The 19,621-nt window shown below is 35.5% G+C and carries 18 protein-coding genes; 6 read left to right on the top strand and 12 right to left on the bottom strand.

What is annotated here, in order from left to right:
* Positions 1-75 precede the first annotated feature (75 nt).
* A complete protein-coding gene (locus CD003_RS00940; protein WP_096199020.1) occupies positions 76-927 on the top strand; it encodes a methyl-accepting chemotaxis protein in 852 nt (283 codons plus the stop codon).
* A 231-nt stretch (positions 928-1,158) separates the two neighbouring features.
* On the opposite strand, the gene CD003_RS00935 is transcribed toward CD003_RS00940, so the two are convergent.
* The 4 genes from CD003_RS00935 to CD003_RS00920 all read right to left on the bottom strand — a co-directional run bounded on the left by CD003_RS00935 (position 1,159) and on the right by CD003_RS00920 (position 5,381).
* Positions 1,159-2,073, bottom strand: coding sequence for a CBASS cGAMP-activated phospholipase (locus tag CD003_RS00935; protein ID WP_257008130.1), 915 nt, complete (start codon positions 2,071-2,073; stop codon positions 1,159-1,161).
* Positions 2,074-2,212: 139 nt separating this feature from the next.
* On the bottom strand, positions 2,213-2,752 hold the full coding sequence (locus tag CD003_RS00930; protein WP_096199019.1) for a GNAT family N-acetyltransferase: 540 nt from the start codon (positions 2,750-2,752) through the stop codon (positions 2,213-2,215).
* Between the two features lie 134 nt (positions 2,753-2,886).
* A complete protein-coding gene (locus CD003_RS00925) occupies positions 2,887-5,010 on the bottom strand; it encodes a heavy metal translocating P-type ATPase (protein ID WP_257008129.1) in 2,124 nt (707 codons plus the stop codon).
* Between the two features lie 5 nt (positions 5,011-5,015).
* Positions 5,016-5,381, bottom strand: a complete 366-nt coding sequence (locus CD003_RS00920; RefSeq protein WP_096199017.1) for an ArsR/SmtB family transcription factor — start codon at positions 5,379-5,381, stop codon at positions 5,016-5,018.
* A 151-nt stretch (positions 5,382-5,532) separates the two neighbouring features.
* On the opposite strand from CD003_RS00920, the gene CD003_RS00915 reads away from it, so the two are divergent.
* Both CD003_RS00915 and CD003_RS00910 read left to right on the top strand, forming a co-directional pair.
* Positions 5,533-6,186: a hypothetical protein gene (locus CD003_RS00915; RefSeq protein WP_096199016.1), complete on the top strand. Its 654-nt coding sequence runs from the start codon at positions 5,533-5,535 to the stop codon at positions 6,184-6,186.
* Between the two features lie 124 nt (positions 6,187-6,310).
* On the top strand, positions 6,311-8,878 hold the full coding sequence (locus CD003_RS00910; RefSeq protein ID WP_096199015.1) for a CBS domain-containing protein: 2,568 nt from the start codon (positions 6,311-6,313) through the stop codon (positions 8,876-8,878).
* Positions 8,879-8,919: 41 nt separating this feature from the next.
* On the opposite strand, the gene CD003_RS00905 is transcribed toward CD003_RS00910, so the two are convergent.
* Entirely contained in the window at positions 8,920-9,279 is a 360-nt protein-coding gene (locus CD003_RS00905) for a hypothetical protein (protein WP_096199014.1), read from the bottom strand.
* 280 nt (positions 9,280-9,559) lie between these two features.
* Positions 9,560-10,870: an acetyl-CoA hydrolase/transferase family protein gene (locus CD003_RS00900; protein WP_096199013.1), complete on the bottom strand. Its 1,311-nt coding sequence runs from the start codon at positions 10,868-10,870 to the stop codon at positions 9,560-9,562.
* Between the two features lie 193 nt (positions 10,871-11,063).
* On the opposite strand from CD003_RS00900, the gene CD003_RS00895 reads away from it, so the two are divergent.
* Positions 11,064-12,122, top strand: coding sequence for an LCP family protein (locus CD003_RS00895; RefSeq protein WP_096199012.1), 1,059 nt, complete (start codon positions 11,064-11,066; stop codon positions 12,120-12,122).
* Positions 12,123-12,161: 39 nt separating this feature from the next.
* Here the strand turns inward: CD003_RS00895 and CD003_RS00890 are convergent, their stop codons facing one another.
* From CD003_RS00890 to CD003_RS00880, 3 genes are all read right to left on the bottom strand, one after another.
* The gene (locus CD003_RS00890) at positions 12,162-12,803 is read right to left on the bottom strand and encodes an MOSC domain-containing protein (RefSeq protein ID WP_257008128.1); all 642 of its coding nucleotides are present in this window, start codon (positions 12,801-12,803) and stop codon (positions 12,162-12,164) included.
* Between the two features lie 92 nt (positions 12,804-12,895).
* The gene (fabF, locus tag CD003_RS00885) at positions 12,896-14,140 is read right to left on the bottom strand and encodes a beta-ketoacyl-ACP synthase II (RefSeq protein ID WP_096199011.1); all 1,245 of its coding nucleotides are present in this window, start codon (positions 14,138-14,140) and stop codon (positions 12,896-12,898) included.
* Positions 14,141-14,191: 51 nt separating this feature from the next.
* A complete protein-coding gene (locus tag CD003_RS00880) occupies positions 14,192-15,130 on the bottom strand; it encodes a beta-ketoacyl-ACP synthase III (RefSeq protein ID WP_096199010.1) in 939 nt (312 codons plus the stop codon).
* A 256-nt stretch (positions 15,131-15,386) separates the two neighbouring features.
* On the opposite strand from CD003_RS00880, the gene CD003_RS00875 reads away from it, so the two are divergent.
* On the top strand, positions 15,387-15,755 hold the full coding sequence (locus CD003_RS00875; protein ID WP_096199009.1) for a hypothetical protein: 369 nt from the start codon (positions 15,387-15,389) through the stop codon (positions 15,753-15,755).
* Positions 15,756-15,916: 161 nt separating this feature from the next.
* Here the strand turns inward: CD003_RS00875 and CD003_RS00870 are convergent, their stop codons facing one another.
* The 3 genes from CD003_RS00870 to CD003_RS00860 all read right to left on the bottom strand — a co-directional run bounded on the left by CD003_RS00870 (position 15,917) and on the right by CD003_RS00860 (position 17,686).
* On the bottom strand, positions 15,917-16,288 hold the full coding sequence (locus CD003_RS00870; protein ID WP_179295380.1) for a hypothetical protein: 372 nt from the start codon (positions 16,286-16,288) through the stop codon (positions 15,917-15,919).
* A gap of 160 nt (positions 16,289-16,448) precedes the next feature.
* Positions 16,449-16,634, bottom strand: coding sequence for a ComZ family protein (locus CD003_RS00865; RefSeq protein ID WP_096199008.1), 186 nt, complete (start codon positions 16,632-16,634; stop codon positions 16,449-16,451).
* Between the two features lie 95 nt (positions 16,635-16,729).
* Positions 16,730-17,686 carry a BMP family ABC transporter substrate-binding protein gene (locus tag CD003_RS00860; RefSeq protein ID WP_096199007.1) on the bottom strand — a complete coding sequence of 319 codons (957 nt, stop codon included), beginning with the start codon at positions 17,684-17,686 and terminating at the stop codon, positions 16,730-16,732.
* A gap of 310 nt (positions 17,687-17,996) precedes the next feature.
* On the opposite strand from CD003_RS00860, the gene CD003_RS00855 reads away from it, so the two are divergent.
* Positions 17,997-19,592 (top strand): peptide chain release factor 3, encoded by a 1,596-nt coding sequence (locus tag CD003_RS00855; RefSeq protein ID WP_096199006.1) that lies wholly within the window; start codon positions 17,997-17,999, stop codon positions 19,590-19,592.
* Positions 19,593-19,621 lie beyond the last annotated feature (29 nt).

Below are 19,621 nucleotides of genomic sequence, written 5' to 3'. Positions count from 1 at the left end.
AGCTTTTTCGTAGTTAACCTAATCTGAATAGTGTTAATATATATATACACTGACAAGGAAGGAAAAGGTGATAGTATGTCTAACTTAGCTTCAGGCTCTCTTTCAACCGAACTACACCATAAGAAATTAGAAGCTTTTCTTGAGGTTATACCAGTAATTCATGCCATGCTACCAGATGTCGGCATTGGTATAGCAAATACAAAAGAGTGGCTCGCCTATTACCCTGGCAGTAAAATTAATATTGGTGCAAAGCCAGGATTAAAAATTAATCCAAAAGAACCACTTGCAGAATGTATCTCAAAAAATAAAGTTATTGAAGAAGAAGTACCTTCTGAATTCTTTGGCTTCCCTTTCAAAGGTCTAGCCGCACCTATAGTTGAAGGTAGAGAGGTTATTGGCGCGCTTGCTATTCAAATTCAGGAACAAAATGAAAAAGAATTACGTAAAATAGCTGATCAAATTGTAATATCCATTACACAAGCGAACGATAGAATTGCAAATGTTTCAAAAAACGCAGAAGGTCTCTCCGTGATAAGTAATTCACTTCTTGAGCAATCTAACCGCGCAGCAGAACAAATGGAAAACACAGATGAAGTTATCAAGTTTATAAAAAAAATTGCTGACCAAACGAACCTTCTTGGACTAAATGCTTCAATAGAGGCAGCACGAGCTGGTGACAGAGGACGTGGCTTTGATGTAGTAGCCAAAGAAATTAGGAAACTATCAAATGAAACCGTTTCATCTACAGAGAAGATTAGTAATACATTAACAAATATGCAGGAGTCAATAAACGGAATCACTACTGCAATCGAAAAGGTTGTAACAGTTGGACGTGAGCAAGCTTTATCTACAGAAGAAATCTCAACCTTTATCGATGAAATTGAAAAAATGAGTAAAGAACTTAATAAGTATGCGGCGGAACTTTAGTAAATTGCTAATTGCTAATTGCTAATTGCTAATTGCTAATTGCTAATTGCTAATTGCTAATTGCTAATTGCTAATTGCTAATTGCTAATTGCTAATTGCTAATTGCTAATTGCTAATTGCGCGGCTGATAAATCAGCCGCGGCAATTAGCAAAAGCTGTTTCTAGCAAAGCTAGAACAGAAAAATCTTTTAATTCGCAATTCGCCATTTGCAATTCTAGATTTCATTCAATTCAACTCGTAATAAACGCCTTAACCTCTTCCACCTTTTCATTAAACACCTTCATCCCTAATTCACTAAGCTCATTCATATACTTTACCTCATCAAATGGTATTTCTTTTCCTAAATCAGTATTAATACGAAGATACTGCTTCCCAAGTAGGAGATGACAGTGATATGTCACTGATTCTGATGACAAATGCAAGGCTAAATCAAGTAATTTGGGAGTGACCTTCATAGTCGGGAGGTGAAATGGTAACCAGTGGTTTACACCCCAATTCAAGTTATCATCGATTGTAAAGTCGATATTTTGTTGTCCTGTACCGATCGACATAATTTTAATTTCATTCATATTTTTCTTAAAGTGATGTAATCCTTCTGTCATACAAACTAGTGACGGATTATTAGCCCAAAGACCCCCATCAATTGATAAATATTTATTATTTATATTATTTGGTGGAAAGTAAACAGGTGCTGAACAGGAAGACAATACCGCATCCCACACCTTTAATGATAAATCTCCACTTTCTTCATGCCCATAGTTCGAACGATGAACATAAGGTTTCCCATGTGTTACATCTACTGCTGGAATGAGTAAGGGCTTTTTTATATCAGCCATTGTTTTTTCACCAAATGCTTTTTGAAGGAAACGTCTTAAGTATTGATCACTATAAACACTTTTAAATAGCCCTATTTTGGTTTGACGAACAAAGATTTTTTTACCATATGTAGTATAACTTTCATGGACATCACTCATTTTTCTATTCAGACAAATGGAAGCAGCAATGACTGAGCCTGTGCTTGTACCTGCCACGACATCAAATAATTCACCTATAGGACATTGAAATTCTTCCTCTAACGCTTCTAATATAGCAAGTGCGAATACACCACGAATTCCACCACCATCAATACACAACATCTTCATCATTTTCACCGCATCTTTTTTATATGGTCTTTTTAAAATCTCATCTACCATTTATAACAGTATTGACAACTGATTACAGAATGAATACCTAAAGGGAACTTATGATTACAATTAACTTTATTTTGAATCTAAATAAATACCTTTATCTCCAATCTTCTGCCAACACCCCATAAACAATATGATCAACGAACTTGCCATCTAACCATTCTGACTGTCGAATGACACCCTCTTTTATAAAACCAAGTCTTTCTGGTATCGCTATACTTTTTATATTTTGCTCGGCTGCGCGTATTTCCACACGATTTAACTTCCACTCAACTAATGCATGATTAACTAGTGCTTTACACGATTTCGTCATAATACCTAACCCTTCATAATCCTTACCTAACCAATAACCGATACTTGTTGATTTATTGCTCCAATCAATCCGATGAAAACCAATTACACCAGCAATCTCCCCTTCATACCAAATACCAGCTTGAAAGCCGTTATTCTCAGCAAATTGCTTCATTGTTAATTTGATAAATGCCTCAGTATCTTCAATACGTTTCGTATGTTCAACCCAAGGTAACCATTCTTTCAAATGAAGTTTGGAATTCATAATTAAATTAAATAAAGGTTCCTTATCATTTATTTCTAGTAACTTTAATTTCAATACCTCATCTATATCATATGTAAACATCAGTTATCTCCTTCAAATAAAAATATGGATTGTACTTAAACGATAGGCTGTACTAAAATATAGAAACTAAGGGATGTCGTCAAAGGTATATCTACCTTTGACGACATCCCTATCATTCTTTACTTATCATATTATTATTGTTTTACCTTTGTAAGTCTCATTGCATTTAATGTTACTAACAATGTCGCTCCAACATCAGCTATAATCGCGAGCCATAATGGTAACCATCCTAAAATAATAAAGCCTAGAGCTATTAGTTTTATCGCCAGTGAGAAGGCAATATTTTGTCTAATAACTTCTAATGCTTTTCTACTAAGTCTAATCGTAAATGGTAGTTTACTAATGTCATCTGCCATTAAAGCAATATCAGCTGTTTCCAATGCAGTATCTGTACCTGCTCCACCCATAGCAACCCCGACAGTTGATGCTGCTAATGCTGGTGCATCGTTCACACCATCACCAATCATTGCTACCTTACCATCTTTCTTTAACCCTTTAATTGCTTCTAGTTTGTCTTTTGGTAGCAATTCAGCCTTCACTTCGCTTATGCCGAGCTCTTTTCCTATTGCATTGGCTGTTAAGGTATTATCTCCTGTTAACATAACGGTACTTTTAATACCTAAATCGTTAAGACCTTTTATTACTTGTTGACTTTCCGGACGAATCTCATCTCGAATAGCTAATACTCCTAAGAGTTTCCTGTCTGTTCCAACAATTATGACGGTCTTGCCTTCTCCCTGTAATTTATAAATCCCATCATATATTGAGCTAATATCGTTTGGAAGTACTTGCTCAAATAATTTTGGGCTACCGACATAATATGTGACTCCTTCTATTGATGCCCTTACTCCCTTTCCAGTCAATGATTGAAATTCATCTATTTCATATCTAGTATTCTTGCTTTTTGCTTGCTTTGCTTTACGAGTGACTGCTTTTGCAAGTGGATGCTGTGAACCACACTCAATTGCTGCGGCAATTTGTAACCATTCGGCCTCATTCTTTTCATCTGAGATTAGATTGTTCTTTTCTATAGACATAATATCAGTTACTACTGGAACACCTTTTGTTAAAGTACCTGTTTTATCAAAGGCAATAGCAGTAAGTGCACCAGCTTCTTCAAGATAGACTCCGCCCTTAATTAAGACACCATTCCTCGCTGCATTACCTATGGCAGTAACTATTGCAACAGGTGTTGAAATAACTAATGCACATGGACATGCTACAACAAGTAAAGCAAGCCCTCTGTATATCCACTCATCCCAAGGCCCACCAAAAAATAGTGGTGGAACTGTAACAATCAAAAGTGCAAATACCATTACTGCTGGAGTATAATATTTTGCAAAACGGTCAATAAACGCTTGCGCAGGAGCACGTTCAGATTGTGCTTCCTCGACCATATGAATTATTTTTGCAATTGTTGTATCTTCACTCTTCTTTGTTACTCTAATTTCTAGTAAACCCTCTTCATTTAACGTGCCTGCAAACACTTCATCGTCTGTAACTTTTTGAACAGGAATCGATTCTCCGGTTATTGCAGCCTGGTTTACGGATGAAAATCCTTTTATTACATGACCATCCATCGCAATTTTTTCCCCAGGCTTTACTATGAGTACATCACCGATAACAATCTCATCTACAGGTACTAGAATCTCTTCCCCTTCTCTCCTAACCGTTGCCTCTTTAGGAGCTACGCCCATTAATGAACGTATTGATTGCCTTGCTTTATCCATTGAATAGGTTTCTAGCCATTCACTTATTGCAAAAAAGAAAACAACAGCTGCACCTTCTGCCCATTCTCCAATTGCCACAGCACCTATAATAGCAATCGTCATTAATGTTTTCATATCAAAACGTAGTTGAAACAGTTTTTTTATTCCCTGTATGAACAGCGTAAATCCACCGATAACAATGGAACTAGCAAATAGAAAAATTGACAGATTACTTTCTACGCCAACTAGTAAAAGCGTAAGCCCAATTACTAACAGTAAACCTGAAATAATTGTTCGTATACTTCGCCCATTCTCCCATAATGGTACCTTCGTCATTTCTTCATTTACATCAGCAAGCCTAAGTCCTTCAAAAGCACCTGCTTTTTCTAATTCTTTAACCGTCACGTTTCCATAGACTGTTAGTTTCGATGCAGAGAAATGAACTTCCGCATCTTGAACACTTTTTAAATTTTTAACGTTCTGCTCAAACTGAGCAGCACAGCTTGCTCAGGTGAACCCTTGGACTCGATAGATTTTCTTTTTCTCCATATCCATCAGCCTCCTTTTTCCTCTTTACTATGCTCATACGCCATTACAATGAGTTGCTTAATATGTTCATCATCTAAAGAGTAATAGACTAGCTTTCCTTCTTTTCTATATTTAGCTAATCCAAGATTTCGTAAAAGTCTAAGGTGGTGTGATGCTGTTGCAGTTGATGAACCAATTATCGTCGCTACATCACAAACACATAGCTCAGATTCTTCAGTAAGTGCATACGCTATTTTCATACGGGTATCGTCTGCTAGGGCTTTGAACATTTGCACCATACTTTTTATATTTTCCGAAGCTATTATTTCTTTTAAACTGGATACACTTTTTTCGTCAACACAAAATACTTCACATTCATCTTTCGCAACCATCTAATCCCTCCCTACAATTTTATATTACATTTTATTCAAGTTATTAGTCAAATGTTCATTTGAATGTTTGATTGAAAATTTTTCTAATTTATACCGATATCATATAAAAGGACCATTTAATAATTGGAAACACTGCAAAGGAGGGGTAAAAATGAGTCGAATTTCAAGACTTTCTTCTTCACTAAAAGCTAATCGAATTCGAGGAAATTATGTTAGTAGTATGAATCAAACTCAAGAGATTAAACGTGTAGAGCCTTTGGACCCTGTTGGAAAAACGAAGAACCCAGTTAACTACCCTTCTGAAAACTACCTTGACTCCTATGATAGGTACTATGAGAAGCTCAAGGAACTGAAGGTTGAATTTAAAAAGTTTTATCATCATGAAAAAGAGCTTTATGAAGCAATTGTTAATTTAGATGAAAACAAACAAAAAGTAGTCAAGCATACAAGTCATCTAATTGATAAGTACAATCAAGCGTTACAAGCGCTTGCATCTTTTGATAAAGCAGCAGGTACAAATCATATCGATTCAATCCGTAATGTCTTTCATTCATTTTCTGAACAACTTGAACCGTTAGGAGTGTATGAAGAAGAAAGTGGATTGCTCAAATTCCAGCCTGAGAAATTCATCACTTATATTGAAGAAAATGATGAAGTGTTTGATTCGGTATTTAGCCAGTTTAAGAAAATGATTTTAAGAGAATATAAATCCTTTACTAGTATTAGAGTACCAAAAGAGCAGTACTCTCGGTACGAACAGCCTATTTTTAACTACAAGGGACTTTTTATTGAAGAGGAATCTTAAAGATATGATTAGGACGTTTTTTCCAAAATCATTTAATTGTATAATTGGACTATGAAACTGAAAAGGTGATGAGCGAGAATTATACACACTCGATCATAACCTTTTCAAAGGGGAGGCATTTTTTGTGCAGATAATCTTATCACACGTAAATATAGACTTTGATGGCTTTGCATCAATGATTGCTGCTAAGAAGCTCTATCCAGATGCAACACTTGTAATTACAGATAAACAAAATGCAGCAGTCAAACAATTTTTAGCCATCTACCGAGATAGTATTGAACTATATCAATCACACTTAATTGACTGGGACAAAGTTACACATCTCATAATAGTTGATGTTGCATCATTACAAAGAGTTGGAGAATTTGCAGAGAAATTAAAAGACAATGTGACAATAACCGTTTATGATCATCATCCACCAAGTAAAGATGATGTAGTAGCAGATGAAAGTACAATTGAATTTGTTGGTGCCACAGTTACATTATTAGTTGAAGAGATTAAAAAAAGAGAAATAGATATTACTCCATTTGAGGCAACTATCTTTGGACTAGGGGTATACACAGACACAGGTTCCTTCTCATATTCAAATACAACTCCAAGAGACTTGCTCATTGGTAGCTACCTACTTGAAAAAGGTATGAATTTAGAGTTAATTAATCGTTTCTCCGATCAAATGCTATTTGACCAACAACAAGAAATTTTCAACCAATTACTAGTACAATCAAATGAATACCAAACTCAAGGGTTAAACATCATGATCAGTACTCACCGACAAAAGAAATTCCAAGGTGGATTATCTACACTCACACGAAAACTGCTAGAAACAACTGGGGCTGATGCGGTAATCGTAGTTGTTGAAATGTCCAAACGAGTTTATGTCGTAGGAAGAGCAGATTCAAATCGAGTGAACCTCTTACCATTGATGGCAGAGCTAGGTGGTGGTGGGCATGAAAAAGCTGCATCTGCCACGATTAAAAAAGGAAACTTAGATGAAATAATGTCAACAGTAGTTAATAGCTTAGATGCCATTCTAAAACCTGCTATTACCGCTAAGGCAATTATGGCTAGCCCAGTTAAGACAATAGCACCTACACAAACAATCGATGACGCAGCAAAAATGATGTATCGATATGGACATACAGGCTTTCCAGTCTGTGAGGAAGGTAAACTTATTGGAATTATATCCAGAAGAGATTTAGATAAAGCAACACATCACGGTCTAGGTCATGCCCCTGTTAAGGCATATATGAGTACGAATCCAATTTCAATCACACCAACCACATCTCTAGAAGAAGTTCAAAACATTATGATAAAACATGATATTGGACGTCTACCAGTGTTACATAACGGACAAGTTGTCGGTATCCTCTCTCGTTCAAATGTCATTGAAATGCTACATAATGAAAAATTAAAAGAAGAATTGCAACTGTCTGCGATTGAAGCTTTGAAAAATAATGTTCGTGTGAAAATGAAGAATCAGCTACCTATTGAAAGCTTTCAGCTATTAAAACAAATTGGTGAATGCGCAGACAACTTAAATGTTCCAGTCTATATGATTGGTGGTATCGTTCGAGATATTATTCTTGGAAGATCCAATGAAGACATCGATGTGGTTATTGAAGGTGATGGAATAGAATTTGCAGAAGCGTTAGTTTCTTCCTATGGTGGTGAAGTTAAAATACATGAAACCTTTGGCACTGCAACTTGGAAAGCCGAATCAGGAATGAAGATAGACGTTACCTCCTCAAGAACGGAATATTACGATCATCCAGCTGCATTACCAACAGTCGAGCTTTCAAACCTAAGAGAAGATTTATACCGTAGAGATTTCACAATTAATGCAATGGCAATTAAATTAAACCAGTCAGAATTTGGAGATTTAGTTGATTTCTTTCATGCTCGAGAAGACATCGAAAAAAAACTAATTCGTACCCTTCATAACTTAAGTTTTGTAGAAGATCCAACTCGTATCCTAAGGGCAGTACGTTTTGAAAAGCGATTTGGATTTAAGATGGACAGTCAAAGCGAAGAATTAGCTAAAACATCGATTGATAAAAGTCCTTCATTATCGAAAGTACGGCTTTCAAATGAATTACAAAAATTATTCAACGAAGACCATCCAGTTGAGGCATTAGAAAGGCTTAACCAACTAGGTTTCTGGAAACAACTCAATCCTAATGCAAGAAATAAAACTGATATAGAGAAACATGCTCTTATTTTCCATGAACGAGTTCATAAGTTGCAAAAAAATGTACCAACTGAGTTAGGTAAAAATGCACCTGTTTGGTTTTGCTACTTGCTGATTCCATTTTATAAGCAACCAAATTGGAAAGAGCATATTTCACAATATTCACCAACAAATAAAGAGCGAAAATTAATTGATGAGCTTCACTTTTTAAATGAACAAGATTTCTCAAAAGAAACTCTACTCCATCAACAACTTAAGAAAATATCCTCTCTAGCTCTTATCTTTTTCGGGTCTAGTTGTGAAGAAACGACCGCCACTATGGTAGAAGAATACATTTACTGTAGAGCAAGAATGCCAGTATTAATTACAGGTGATGATTTAAAGGAAATAGGAATCAAACCTGGTCCCATATTTTCTAAAATTCTCGTTGATGTGGAAATTGCTTATTTAAATAAGAATATTACAAGCAGAGAAGATGCATTAGAATGGATTAGGAAAAGATAGTAAGAAAAGAGTACTATAATAAAAGCTGAGCCTATTTTGGCTCAGCTTTTGTTACCTAATTTTTTCCTAATATAATCAATATAAGGATGTCCATCTCCACTTAAATGCTCTAACCGATACAATTGGCTCCATAGAGAATTATATGTAGACTTATAACCGATAAAGAATGATTCACTAACATTTTTCTGTAAATTATTAAGTCTCCACACTGCATAATTACGATTTAATCTATTGTTCTCATATTCTCCAATATCAATCTTAATGATTCTCTCATTCGCTTCATGTAGAAGTACTTCAACCATCTCAACATTAGTAGAAAATGTACGGTCTTGAAAACGATAAGCCGACCTAGAATTTGCAACATTTGACGTTTCGGTAGTAAACGAACGTGAACGATTCATCCTATTTAATTAACCCCTTTATTTAATAACTATTTTGTACGCTCTAAGCTGTTAAAGGTATTGTATATAAATACAGTGTAAATAGTCAATATTTTTTTACAATATTTGTAGATTTTTTCACTTTATTCAAAAAAATAATACTTTTGTATACGTCAGAAAAGTTACATGATTTTTCAAGAAAAAAATTTGTGTTTTTACTTTTAGTACTTTCAGATTAACCAATTAACTTATTACTCAAAAAAAGCATCGCTCCCTGATAAAGGAAAACGATACTTTGATTTTATATATTATTTGTGACCTTTATTGAGGAAGTATACCCTAGTTTCTTTGCTTCTTCTCTAAGTTCATCTCTAAATTTTGGATGTGCTACATTAATTAAGGCTTCTGTTCTTTCCCGAATTGTTCGTCCTCGTAATTTAGCTACACCATATTCCGTTACAACATAATCCACATCATTTTTAGATGTTGTTACAACCGAACCCGTAGCAAGTGTTGGAACAATTTTTGAAATGGTGCCATCTTTAGCTGTCGAATGTAAGCAAATAACCCCTTTACCTTTTTTCGACATTCTCGCACCTATTCCAAAGTCCCCTTGTCCACCTGAAGATGAATAGTATCTGCCACCAATCGATTCTGAATTACATTGACCTAGAAAATCAACTTCTATTGTTGCATTAATTGTGACTAGCTTTTCTATTTGAGAAATATTTCTTACATCATTAGTTTTATCTACTGAAAGCATTCGTACCTGATCATTCCTATCTAGAAAATCATATAAACGTCGAGTACCGTATGCGAACGTAGCTGTCATTTTACCAGGCATTAAAGGGTTTTTACTGTTAGTTATTGCACCGCTTTCAAATAAATCAACAACTTTATCAGGAATCATCTCTGTAAATATAGTTAAATCCTTATGCTCTGTTAAAAAGTTCATAATTGCATTTGGAATTGCACCAAAACCTATTTGTAACGTATCTCCATCTTCAATTAAATCAGCAACCATCTTACCAATAGTAATATCATCCTCACGTAAAGGAATTTCTGGTGTTTCGTTTAGAGGCGAACTCTCTTCCACTATTGCTGTTACATCATTAATATGAACTTTATTATCTCCAAACGTTTTAGGCATATGTTCATTCACTTGAAGGATAATCGCTTTTGCATCATGTAATAGCGTACTAACATAATCACTATTAGTTCCAAATGAGAAGAATCCTGCTTCGTCCATAGGAGCTACCATTATCATTATTACTCTGTTTTCAGTAATTTCTCTAATCATGTCTGGTAAGTCAGAGAAATGATTAGGTAATAAATCGATCTCATCATTATAAAATGCTCGTCGTTCATCTTTATTTAAAAACATTGATACAATTTTTAAACGTTCACTTTCAATATTTATGACTGGACGCAGTGATAACATTTGAAATAATCTATTTCCATTTAATCCATTATGAGAAGGTAAAGCATCTAACAAAGCACCGGGCTCACCAACTGCTAATGGAACAATTATATCATCCTTCGAGTCAATGATTTGAATTGCTTCTAAAGCAGTTGCTTTTATCTTTTGCTTATACAATTCTAATACTCCCATAGTAATCCTCCTACTGTAAAACAATTTTTAAAATTACTCATAGTCTCTATTGTTACACCGAATAATAATAGCATCAATTTCTTTTCAATTCGAATATTTTGTCGGTTTTTAGAAAAAAATTAAATTCCACATCATATTGTGACTTATTTTCTGCTATAATCGGAGATGTATGTGTTGGGAGGTTAAAATCTATATGAAATCTCGATTGGAGCGAAAGAAACGACAGAAACGATATAAAAAGAAAAAGTTATTTATAGTACTATCAGTGTTTTCATTATTCTTAGTTGTATCTGCTGCTTATGGAGCAATCCAGTATGATATTGGAAGAACGGAGTCATCCACTAAAATATCAGGAGAGAGCACTGCAGAGGAAACAAATGAAGACATCGAGGTAATTCCTATCGAGTTTAACTCTGATGAAGAAAAAGATGAATACATTAACATTTTATTAGTTGGAATTGATGCTGATGAAGGAGAAAGAGCTAGAACTGATACAATCATGATCGCTCAGTATAATGGAAAAGAAGGTACAGCAAAGCTCGCCTCAATCATGCGCGATAGCTATGTTACAATTCCAGGTTACCGCGACAATAAAATTAATTCATCATTTTTCTTTGGCGGTCCTGAACTACTCAGAAAGACAATTAAAGAAAATTTCGATATTGATTTACATTATTATGCAATGGTTAATTTCGATGGATTTGTACAAGTTGTTGATGTACTAGCACCAAATGGAATTGAAGTTGACATACAGAATCGAATGTATTATCGCGACAGTTACGCCGATATGGAAATTAATTTCCATCCAGGTGAACAAACTCTTGTTGGAAAAGATGCATTAAAATATGTACGATTCCGTAGCGATAACGAAAATGATTTTGGTCGCGTTAGACGACAACAAGAAGTATTAAACATCCTAAAAGATGAACTTTTATCAATAAGTGGCATTACTCGTTTACCGAGATTAATTGGCTCCATTGAACCTTATGTAGATACTAATATAACAACTGGGAAAGTTTTAAATATTGGTAGAGATTTCATTTTAAATCCAGTTAGCGAAGTTGAAACATTAACGATACCAGTAGAAAACGGTTATCGTGATAGTCGATATTCTCACGCTGGTTCTGTTTTAGAACTTGATATGGAAAAGAATAAGCAAGCACTACATGAATTCTTTAATCTACAAGAAAAATCATCAACGTATGTATCAAATGAAGAAGATGAAAAGAAAAACAAGCAAAAAGAAAGCTGAAATAAGCCCCGAATAATCCATTCGGGGCTTATTTTTCAATTATAATCGTTTTTGTAAAGTTTCTCGCCAATTATTTGAAAGCTCAGATACACTAAGTAATTTAGTAAGAGCTTCTTTGTCTTCAGTATTATGAAACATAATGTTATTTGCAAATTCAATAGTAACTTTGTGATTATTTCTTTCGCTTAATAACAATTTGTTTTCTTTCGAGACAATTCCTTCTTTTAAAACACGACAATAAAATCCTGTGAAACCTTTTGCTAGAATGTCTTTAGCAAATTCACTTCTGTTATGCTTCATTCCTATTTTAGAGCAAGGTTCTCGTGGTTGGCTTACTTGTATAACTGCTTCTCCTAGTTCAAATATATCCCCGATAAAGATGTCCTTTTCGTATAGCCCTTCAACAGTGATGTTTTCACCAAAGGCAGCTTCACCAATTGACTTTCCGATAGCATCTTCCCAGAAAGAATAATGATCATATGAATACACACAAATCGCTTTATCTTCACCACCATGGTGAACTAAATCTCCTTGACCGTCACCTTCGAGGTTTTGTGAGGATAAATATACTGGACCTTCTATAGGCTTTTTATTTATTGCTGTTTCGATTTCACTTCCCTTATATACCATTACCATTGGCTTTGCAACGTTAATAGACTTTATGTTATATGCTTGTATCATATATACATCCTCCCACCGAATAAAAGAGACTAGGACAAAAGGTCCGTTTTTGACCTTTTGTCCCAGCCGTGTGTCTCAACCTCATTAATTTTTTATGCTTCGTATTTTTTTATCACAATTGTTGCATTATGACCGCCAAAGCCTAATGAATTACTTAACGCAACTCTAACTTCTTGTTTGCGAGCTTCATTTGGAACATAATCTAAATCGCAGTCAGGGTCTGGTGTCTGATAGTTAATTGTTGGAGGAATAATCCCTTCTACAATTGCCTTCGTTGTAAAAACGGCTTCTACTGCACCTGCTGCACCTAGTAAATGTCCAGTCATTGACTTTGTAGAACTTACTGCTAACTTTTTCGCATGTTCGCCAAACACCGTTTTAATTGCCATTGTTTCGTATTTATCATTATACGGAGTACTTGTACCATGTGCATTCATATAATCGATTTCTTCAGGTGCTAAGCCTGCATCTTCAATTGCCTGTTTCATTGCACGTACTCCACCTTCTCCCTCTGGAGCTGGAGCAGTAACATGATATGCATCACCAGTTGCACCGTATCCCACAATTTCTGCATAGATACGTGCACCTCTACTTACTGCATGGTCTAAGGACTCAAGAATTAAAATCCCTGCACCTTCACCCATTACAAATCCATCCCGGTTTAAGTCAAACGGACGAGAAGCATTATTAGGGTCTTCACTAGTTGAAACAGCCTTAGCTGAACAGAAACCTGCAACTGCCATATCTGTAATAGGTGCTTCTGCGCCACCAGTAATCATGACATCAGCATCTCCTCGTTGAATAACCTTAAACGCATCTCCAATTGAGTTTGTCCCTGATGCACATGCTGTCACAGAACAAGAGTTTATCCCTTTTGCTCCAGTAATAATTGATACTTGCCCTGAAGCCATATCAGGAATTAACATTGGAACAAAAAATGGACTAACACGACGATATCCTTTTTGCTCAAATGTACGGAATTGTTGCTCAAAAGTTTCCATTCCACCAATACCTGAACCAATCCATACTCCTGTACGAGGAGCGATTTCTTCTGTAATTTCTAGCTTAGCATCTTCAACAGCCATTAGAGATGCGGCTACAGCAAAATGTGTAAACCTGTCCATCTTTCTTGCTTCTTTTTTCTCTACATACTTTGTAATATCAAAATCACTACTAACTTCACCTGACACTTTCATAGGGAACATTGATGAATCAACTCTTGTTAATGGTCCAATTCCTGACTCCCCTGCAATAGCACCCTGCCAAGAAGAATCAGTATCGACACCAAGTGGAGTTACAGCTCCAAGTCCTGTTATTACTACTCTATTTTGCTTCATAAGGCTCTCTCCTTTACCTATCTATTCTAAGATTATATATTCAACGTCAATTTATCGTCCCCAGCGTAGTGCGACTGCTCCCCACACTAAACCAGCTCCAAAGCCTACAAGTACGACAACATCACCATCTTTAATTTTACCATTTTTTATCTCTTCTACCATAGCTATAGGAATAGAAGAAGAAGATGTGTTACCGAAACGGCGTACTGTTGTTGACATTTTTTCAGCAGGTAATTCTAATCTTTCTCTAGACGCTTCCATAATACGAATATTTGCTTGGTGCGGAACAAGAAAATCTACGTCCTCTTTCGTCAAACCTGCTTTTTCAATCACATTAATTGCAGATTCACCCATTTGTCGAACAGCAAATTTAAATACTTCTCGTCCATTCATACGTAAGAATCCATCAGCCTGATTAATGTGCATTGCACCAGTACCATCAGCACCTAATTCGAATGATAAAATTCCTTTACCTTCTGAAACAGGGCCAACCACTGCTGCTCCAGCACCGTCCCCAAACAGAACAGCAGTATTTCTATCTTCCATGTCCGTAATTTTCGAGAGCTTTTCAACACCTACAACTAAGATATTCTTATATACACCATTTTCTATAAATTGTTGGGCCGTTACGATTCCATATATAAATCCAGCACACGCAGCACTTACATCCATTGCAGCAGATTGTTTTGCTCCCAATCGTTCTTGAATAAGCGCTGAAACTGATGGAAATGGCATATCAGGAGTAACAGTCGCAACGATAATTAAATCCAGCTCTTCCGCTGTAACTTCAGCTTGTTCTAATGCTTCTTTAGCAGATTCATAAGCCATATGAGAAGAATCTACTTCATCGCTAGCAAATCTACGTTCTTCAATACCTGTTCTAGTACGAATCCATTCATCTGACGTATCTAAGCGTTCTTCAAAGTCTTTATTTGTAATAACATTTTCACCTAGATAGCTCCCCATACCTAAAATTCCTGCTTTACTCATCATAGCCCTCCTCATGTCAAATCATATCTACATCTACAAAATATTTCTTTATAGGTTTGTTTTTAACCAACCATCTACTAAAACAATAAGTTACCACTAATTATTAAGACCTGATACCAATTTTAAAGTATTTTTTTTAACTTGTCTATATTTGGACTATATAGTTGTTATCAGGAAACGGGCTTTTATATTCACACCGATTTTACTTTTGTTTCATATTTTTATAGTAACGATTGTAATAGGGAGGTAGCAATTAATGAATAGCAACAACGAGCAACGTCAAGAACAAAGCCATAACTTTTTTAATGACCTAATGTTTGGTCCACCTAGACAGCAGCCAACTGAACAAGAAATCCCTAAGGAACCTAATAACGAACAGGAAATCGATGAATATAAAGAAGAAGTAAATAAAGAAGAAGTAAATACTCAGAGTAATGTTTCTACTACTAATAATAGTGTTCCTAACGTGAATCTAGAATCAATAATTCCTCAAATTGAACAAATTATGTCTTTCGCTCAGAAAGTTGGCCCATCAATTAATAAACTAGCACCGTTATTAACGATGTTACAATCCTTCAATACTAATACAAATGAGTCTAAAGAAAATAATAAACCAAAAGAGTAATCAACCTTGCAAGCTAATATCTTTTCAAATTCTAAAGAAAATCATCAGTTTAGAAGATCACTAAAAAAGTTTAAAATAAGCGCGAATCCAAAGCAAATGTTTCCACATTTGAAATCAACAAAGAGACCGACATGAAAAATGTGTCAGTCTCTTCTCTACTATTATTGACCAAAAGGAAAGCCTCCTGGACCATATTGTCCTGGAGTATAGCCACCTGAATCATATTGCTCTGGTACATAACCTCCTGGACCGTATCCTCCTGGACCATATTGACCAGGTGCATAGCCTCCCGGACCATATTGGCCAGGTGCATAGCCTCCTGGACCGTATTGTTGTCCTGGCACATAACCTCCACCACCTAAGCCACCAAATAAAAATGGACTTACAGCAAGACCGGCTAAGAACGGTAGTACTGATTGACCACTATGCCCGTGATGTCCGTGATGTCCGTGATGTCCGTGATGTCCGTGATGTCCGTGGTGATGTTGATGCTGTTGGTGCTGTCTATGCATATATTGAGGATGGTAATACATGAAGCAAAACTCCTTTAAATTTAAAGTGACTTCACTACTTATATTATGAATATAACTAGACGAATGCGCCTGTACAATTAGTAAAGTCGACTTAGTCCTCTCCAAAGCATACTTATGATAAAAAAAGACCGACTACTGCTTTGTAGTCGGCTTCAAGTTATTATTCATTAGTACTTTCTTCTTTTCCTAACTCATATGCGTCAGACATTACCTTTAAAAGTAACTCTAACATTGGTTGAAGGTCTTCCATGTTAAGCTCAATACCTTTTTCATCAAAAAAAGCTTTCGCTTCTGGCATATACTTCATTCCAATTTGCATAAACTTCATGTTATTTTCTGAATTCATCGTTTCACCCCATTAACTTTTCTAAAAGAATATTCGAGAACAACCTCTAAAAAGAATACAATGGTTTTATTATTTATGCAAATAGTGTAAAATTTCTACCTTTGATTTGGAAGTTTTCCATCTTCTTTATATTGTTCAATTGATTGATCTACTCGTTCTTGAAATTCTATAGGCACTACAGAACTAAATTCTCCTAGTGTTATGACATCGTCTTGAAAATCAAAGAATAGATTACCAACATCTAGCTCACCATTAACAAACTTATTTGCTACTAGTTGATAGAGAGTCTCTACATTTTGCACTGTACTTGTTAATACTGTAGACTCACCTAAGTCTGATTGGTCACTAACAAATCCGATTGCATAAAGACCTTTATCTTTAATTTTTTCTACTAATGGTACATGATAGCCATCTCCAGCAGGATAAAAAACATCAACACCATCCATGACCATCTGTTCATAAATCGAAATTGCTTTATCCGTATCCGTCCAATCTTCAACAAAATCCGTTAGTACCTCTATTTGTTGCTCCTGATATGTTGCCCCTTCAACAAATCCATCTACTTCAGGTTGCCAAGGGAACGCAGCAATTACTCCAATTGTTTTAGTTTCTGACATTTCAGCTGCTACCATCCCACCGAAAAATCCCATCGCATGACTTTCAAAATGAAGGCTAGTCATGTTTTCACCTTCCACTTCACCATTAAAGGTAACAAAATGAATATCTGGATAATCTTCATTTAACTCACTAAAGAATGTTGCAAAAATGCGACCATGACCAAAAATCAAGTTTACTCCTTCATTATCAAACTTGATTACAGCATCCTTTGCCTTTTCATATGTATTGATATCCTCTTTAAAAAACACATCGACACCTAGACTTGACTGAATTTGTAATAGTCCTTGATATCCTTGACTATTCCAGCCTTGATCATCTATCGTATCTTCTAATAATAAGCCTACTCGTTGGATTTGGTTTTGAGTTGAACTAGAGCATCCACTTATAGCTAACATGAGCATGATTAGGATGAATATAATAAATTTCTGTTGCATGAAAAGACACTCCCTTACTTAATCGTTCAAGACATACTCTACTAGTATAATAGAAATTTGACTTTTTTTCCTCAACAATATATTTAGTAGCTTATTGAACTTAAGTTATTACTCCACTAAATATATTCTAGACAAGGTCACAATCCCCTCCATCTTTTAATTCTGAAAGTACAGGTCACTGCTTAGAATGCTTGATGGAAGTTTACCTTTATCCTTGCTATAATAGATAAAGCTCTTACAAAGGTACATCTCTTTTACTCTATGCACGTACTAGTAAAGAAATTATTATTTATTAAGAAAGAGGAATATTATGAATTCTTATCAAAAGGAAGTTCTATCGAGACGAACGTTTGCGATTATCTCTCACCCCGATGCAGGGAAAACAACTTTAACAGAAAAACTGTTATTATTTGGTGGAGCAATTCGTGAAGCCGGTTCGGTAAAAGGAAAAAAAAATTCCAAGCACGCAGTAAGTGATTGGATGGAAATAGAAAAACAACGTGGAATCTCTGTTACAAGTTCTGTACTTGAGTTTCAATACGATGGCTACCACGTAAATATTTTAGATACACCCGGCCACGAAGATTTCAGTGAAGACACATATCGCACATTAACAGCTGCCGATTCAGCAACGATGCTAATTGATGCCGCAAAAGGTGTAGAGGCACAAACTAAGAAGCTATTCAAAGTATGTAAAATGAGAGGGATTCCTATTTTTACATTTATTAACAAACTCGATCGTCAAGGTCGAGATCCATTTGATTTATTAGAGGAACAGGAAAATCTTCTTGGAATACGTTCTTATCCAATGAATTGGCCAATAGGTATGGGGCTTTCATTCTCTGGTGTTTATGACCGTCATCGAAAAAAACTAGAGCTATACAATCCTGATAATCCAAATGATATAGATGTAATTTCTGTTTCAGGACCAGATGACCCTAAAATTGACGAGATCATTGGAGATGAAAGCTTAGTCTCTCAATTTAGAGAAGAAATTGAGTTACTTGATGTTGCTGGTGATGAATATGACGGGGAACGGATTAAAAGTGGAGAGCTCACTCCTGTGTTCTTCGGTAGTGCCATTTCAAATTTTGGTGTTCAAACATTCCTAGAGCACTACCTTGAAATGTCTCCAAGTCCTACTCCACGTGAAAGTAACAACGGAATTATTAATCCATTAGAAAAAGAAGAGTTCTCAGGGTTTATCTTTAAAATCCAAGCAAATATGAATCCAGCCCATAGAGATAGAATAGCATTCCTACGTATTACATCAGGTTCATTTAAAAGAGGGATGTCAGTAAAGCATGTCCGTATTAATAAGCCAATCAAGCTAGCACAGCCTACTCAATTTCTAGCTCAAAGTAGAAATATTATTGATGAAGCTTACGCAGGTGATATCATTGGATTATTTGATCCAGGTACATTTAGAATTGGTGACACTCTTGCAGAAGGAGAAACTTTTGAGTTTGATGAGATGCCACACTTCTCTCCCGAGTACTTTTCTGCTATTACAGTAAAAGAGGCTCTAAAGCATAAATCCTTTGAAAAAGGGATTAAGCAGTTAACTGAAGAAGGGGCTATTCAGCTATTTAAAACATACAATAAAGTAATTGAACAACAAATAGTTGGAGTTGTAGGTGTACTACAATTTGAAGTATTAGAGTATCGTTTAAAAAATGAATATCACGTTGATATCCAGCTAGAAAGAATGCCTTTTTCTAATGCACGTTGGATTGATGGTGATGAAAAAGAATTAGAACGTTTTAAGCGAATGCAACGAAGTTTAGTTACTGATAGAGACGGACGAATTGTTGCTTTATTTGAAAATGACTACCAAATGCGAACTGCACAAGAAAAATACCCAGAATTAAAGTTTTTCGAAAATTCTTTTATGAAAACAATATAGGCATCAAAACAAAAAAGAGAACTCGTAAG

This window comes from Bacillus sp. FJAT-45350, assembly GCF_002335805.1.
Lineage (GTDB): Bacteria > Bacillota > Bacilli > Bacillales > NISU01 > FJAT-45350.
Note: the sequence above shows the minus strand (reverse complement) of the source record. Positions and strands in the feature narration are given on the sequence as shown.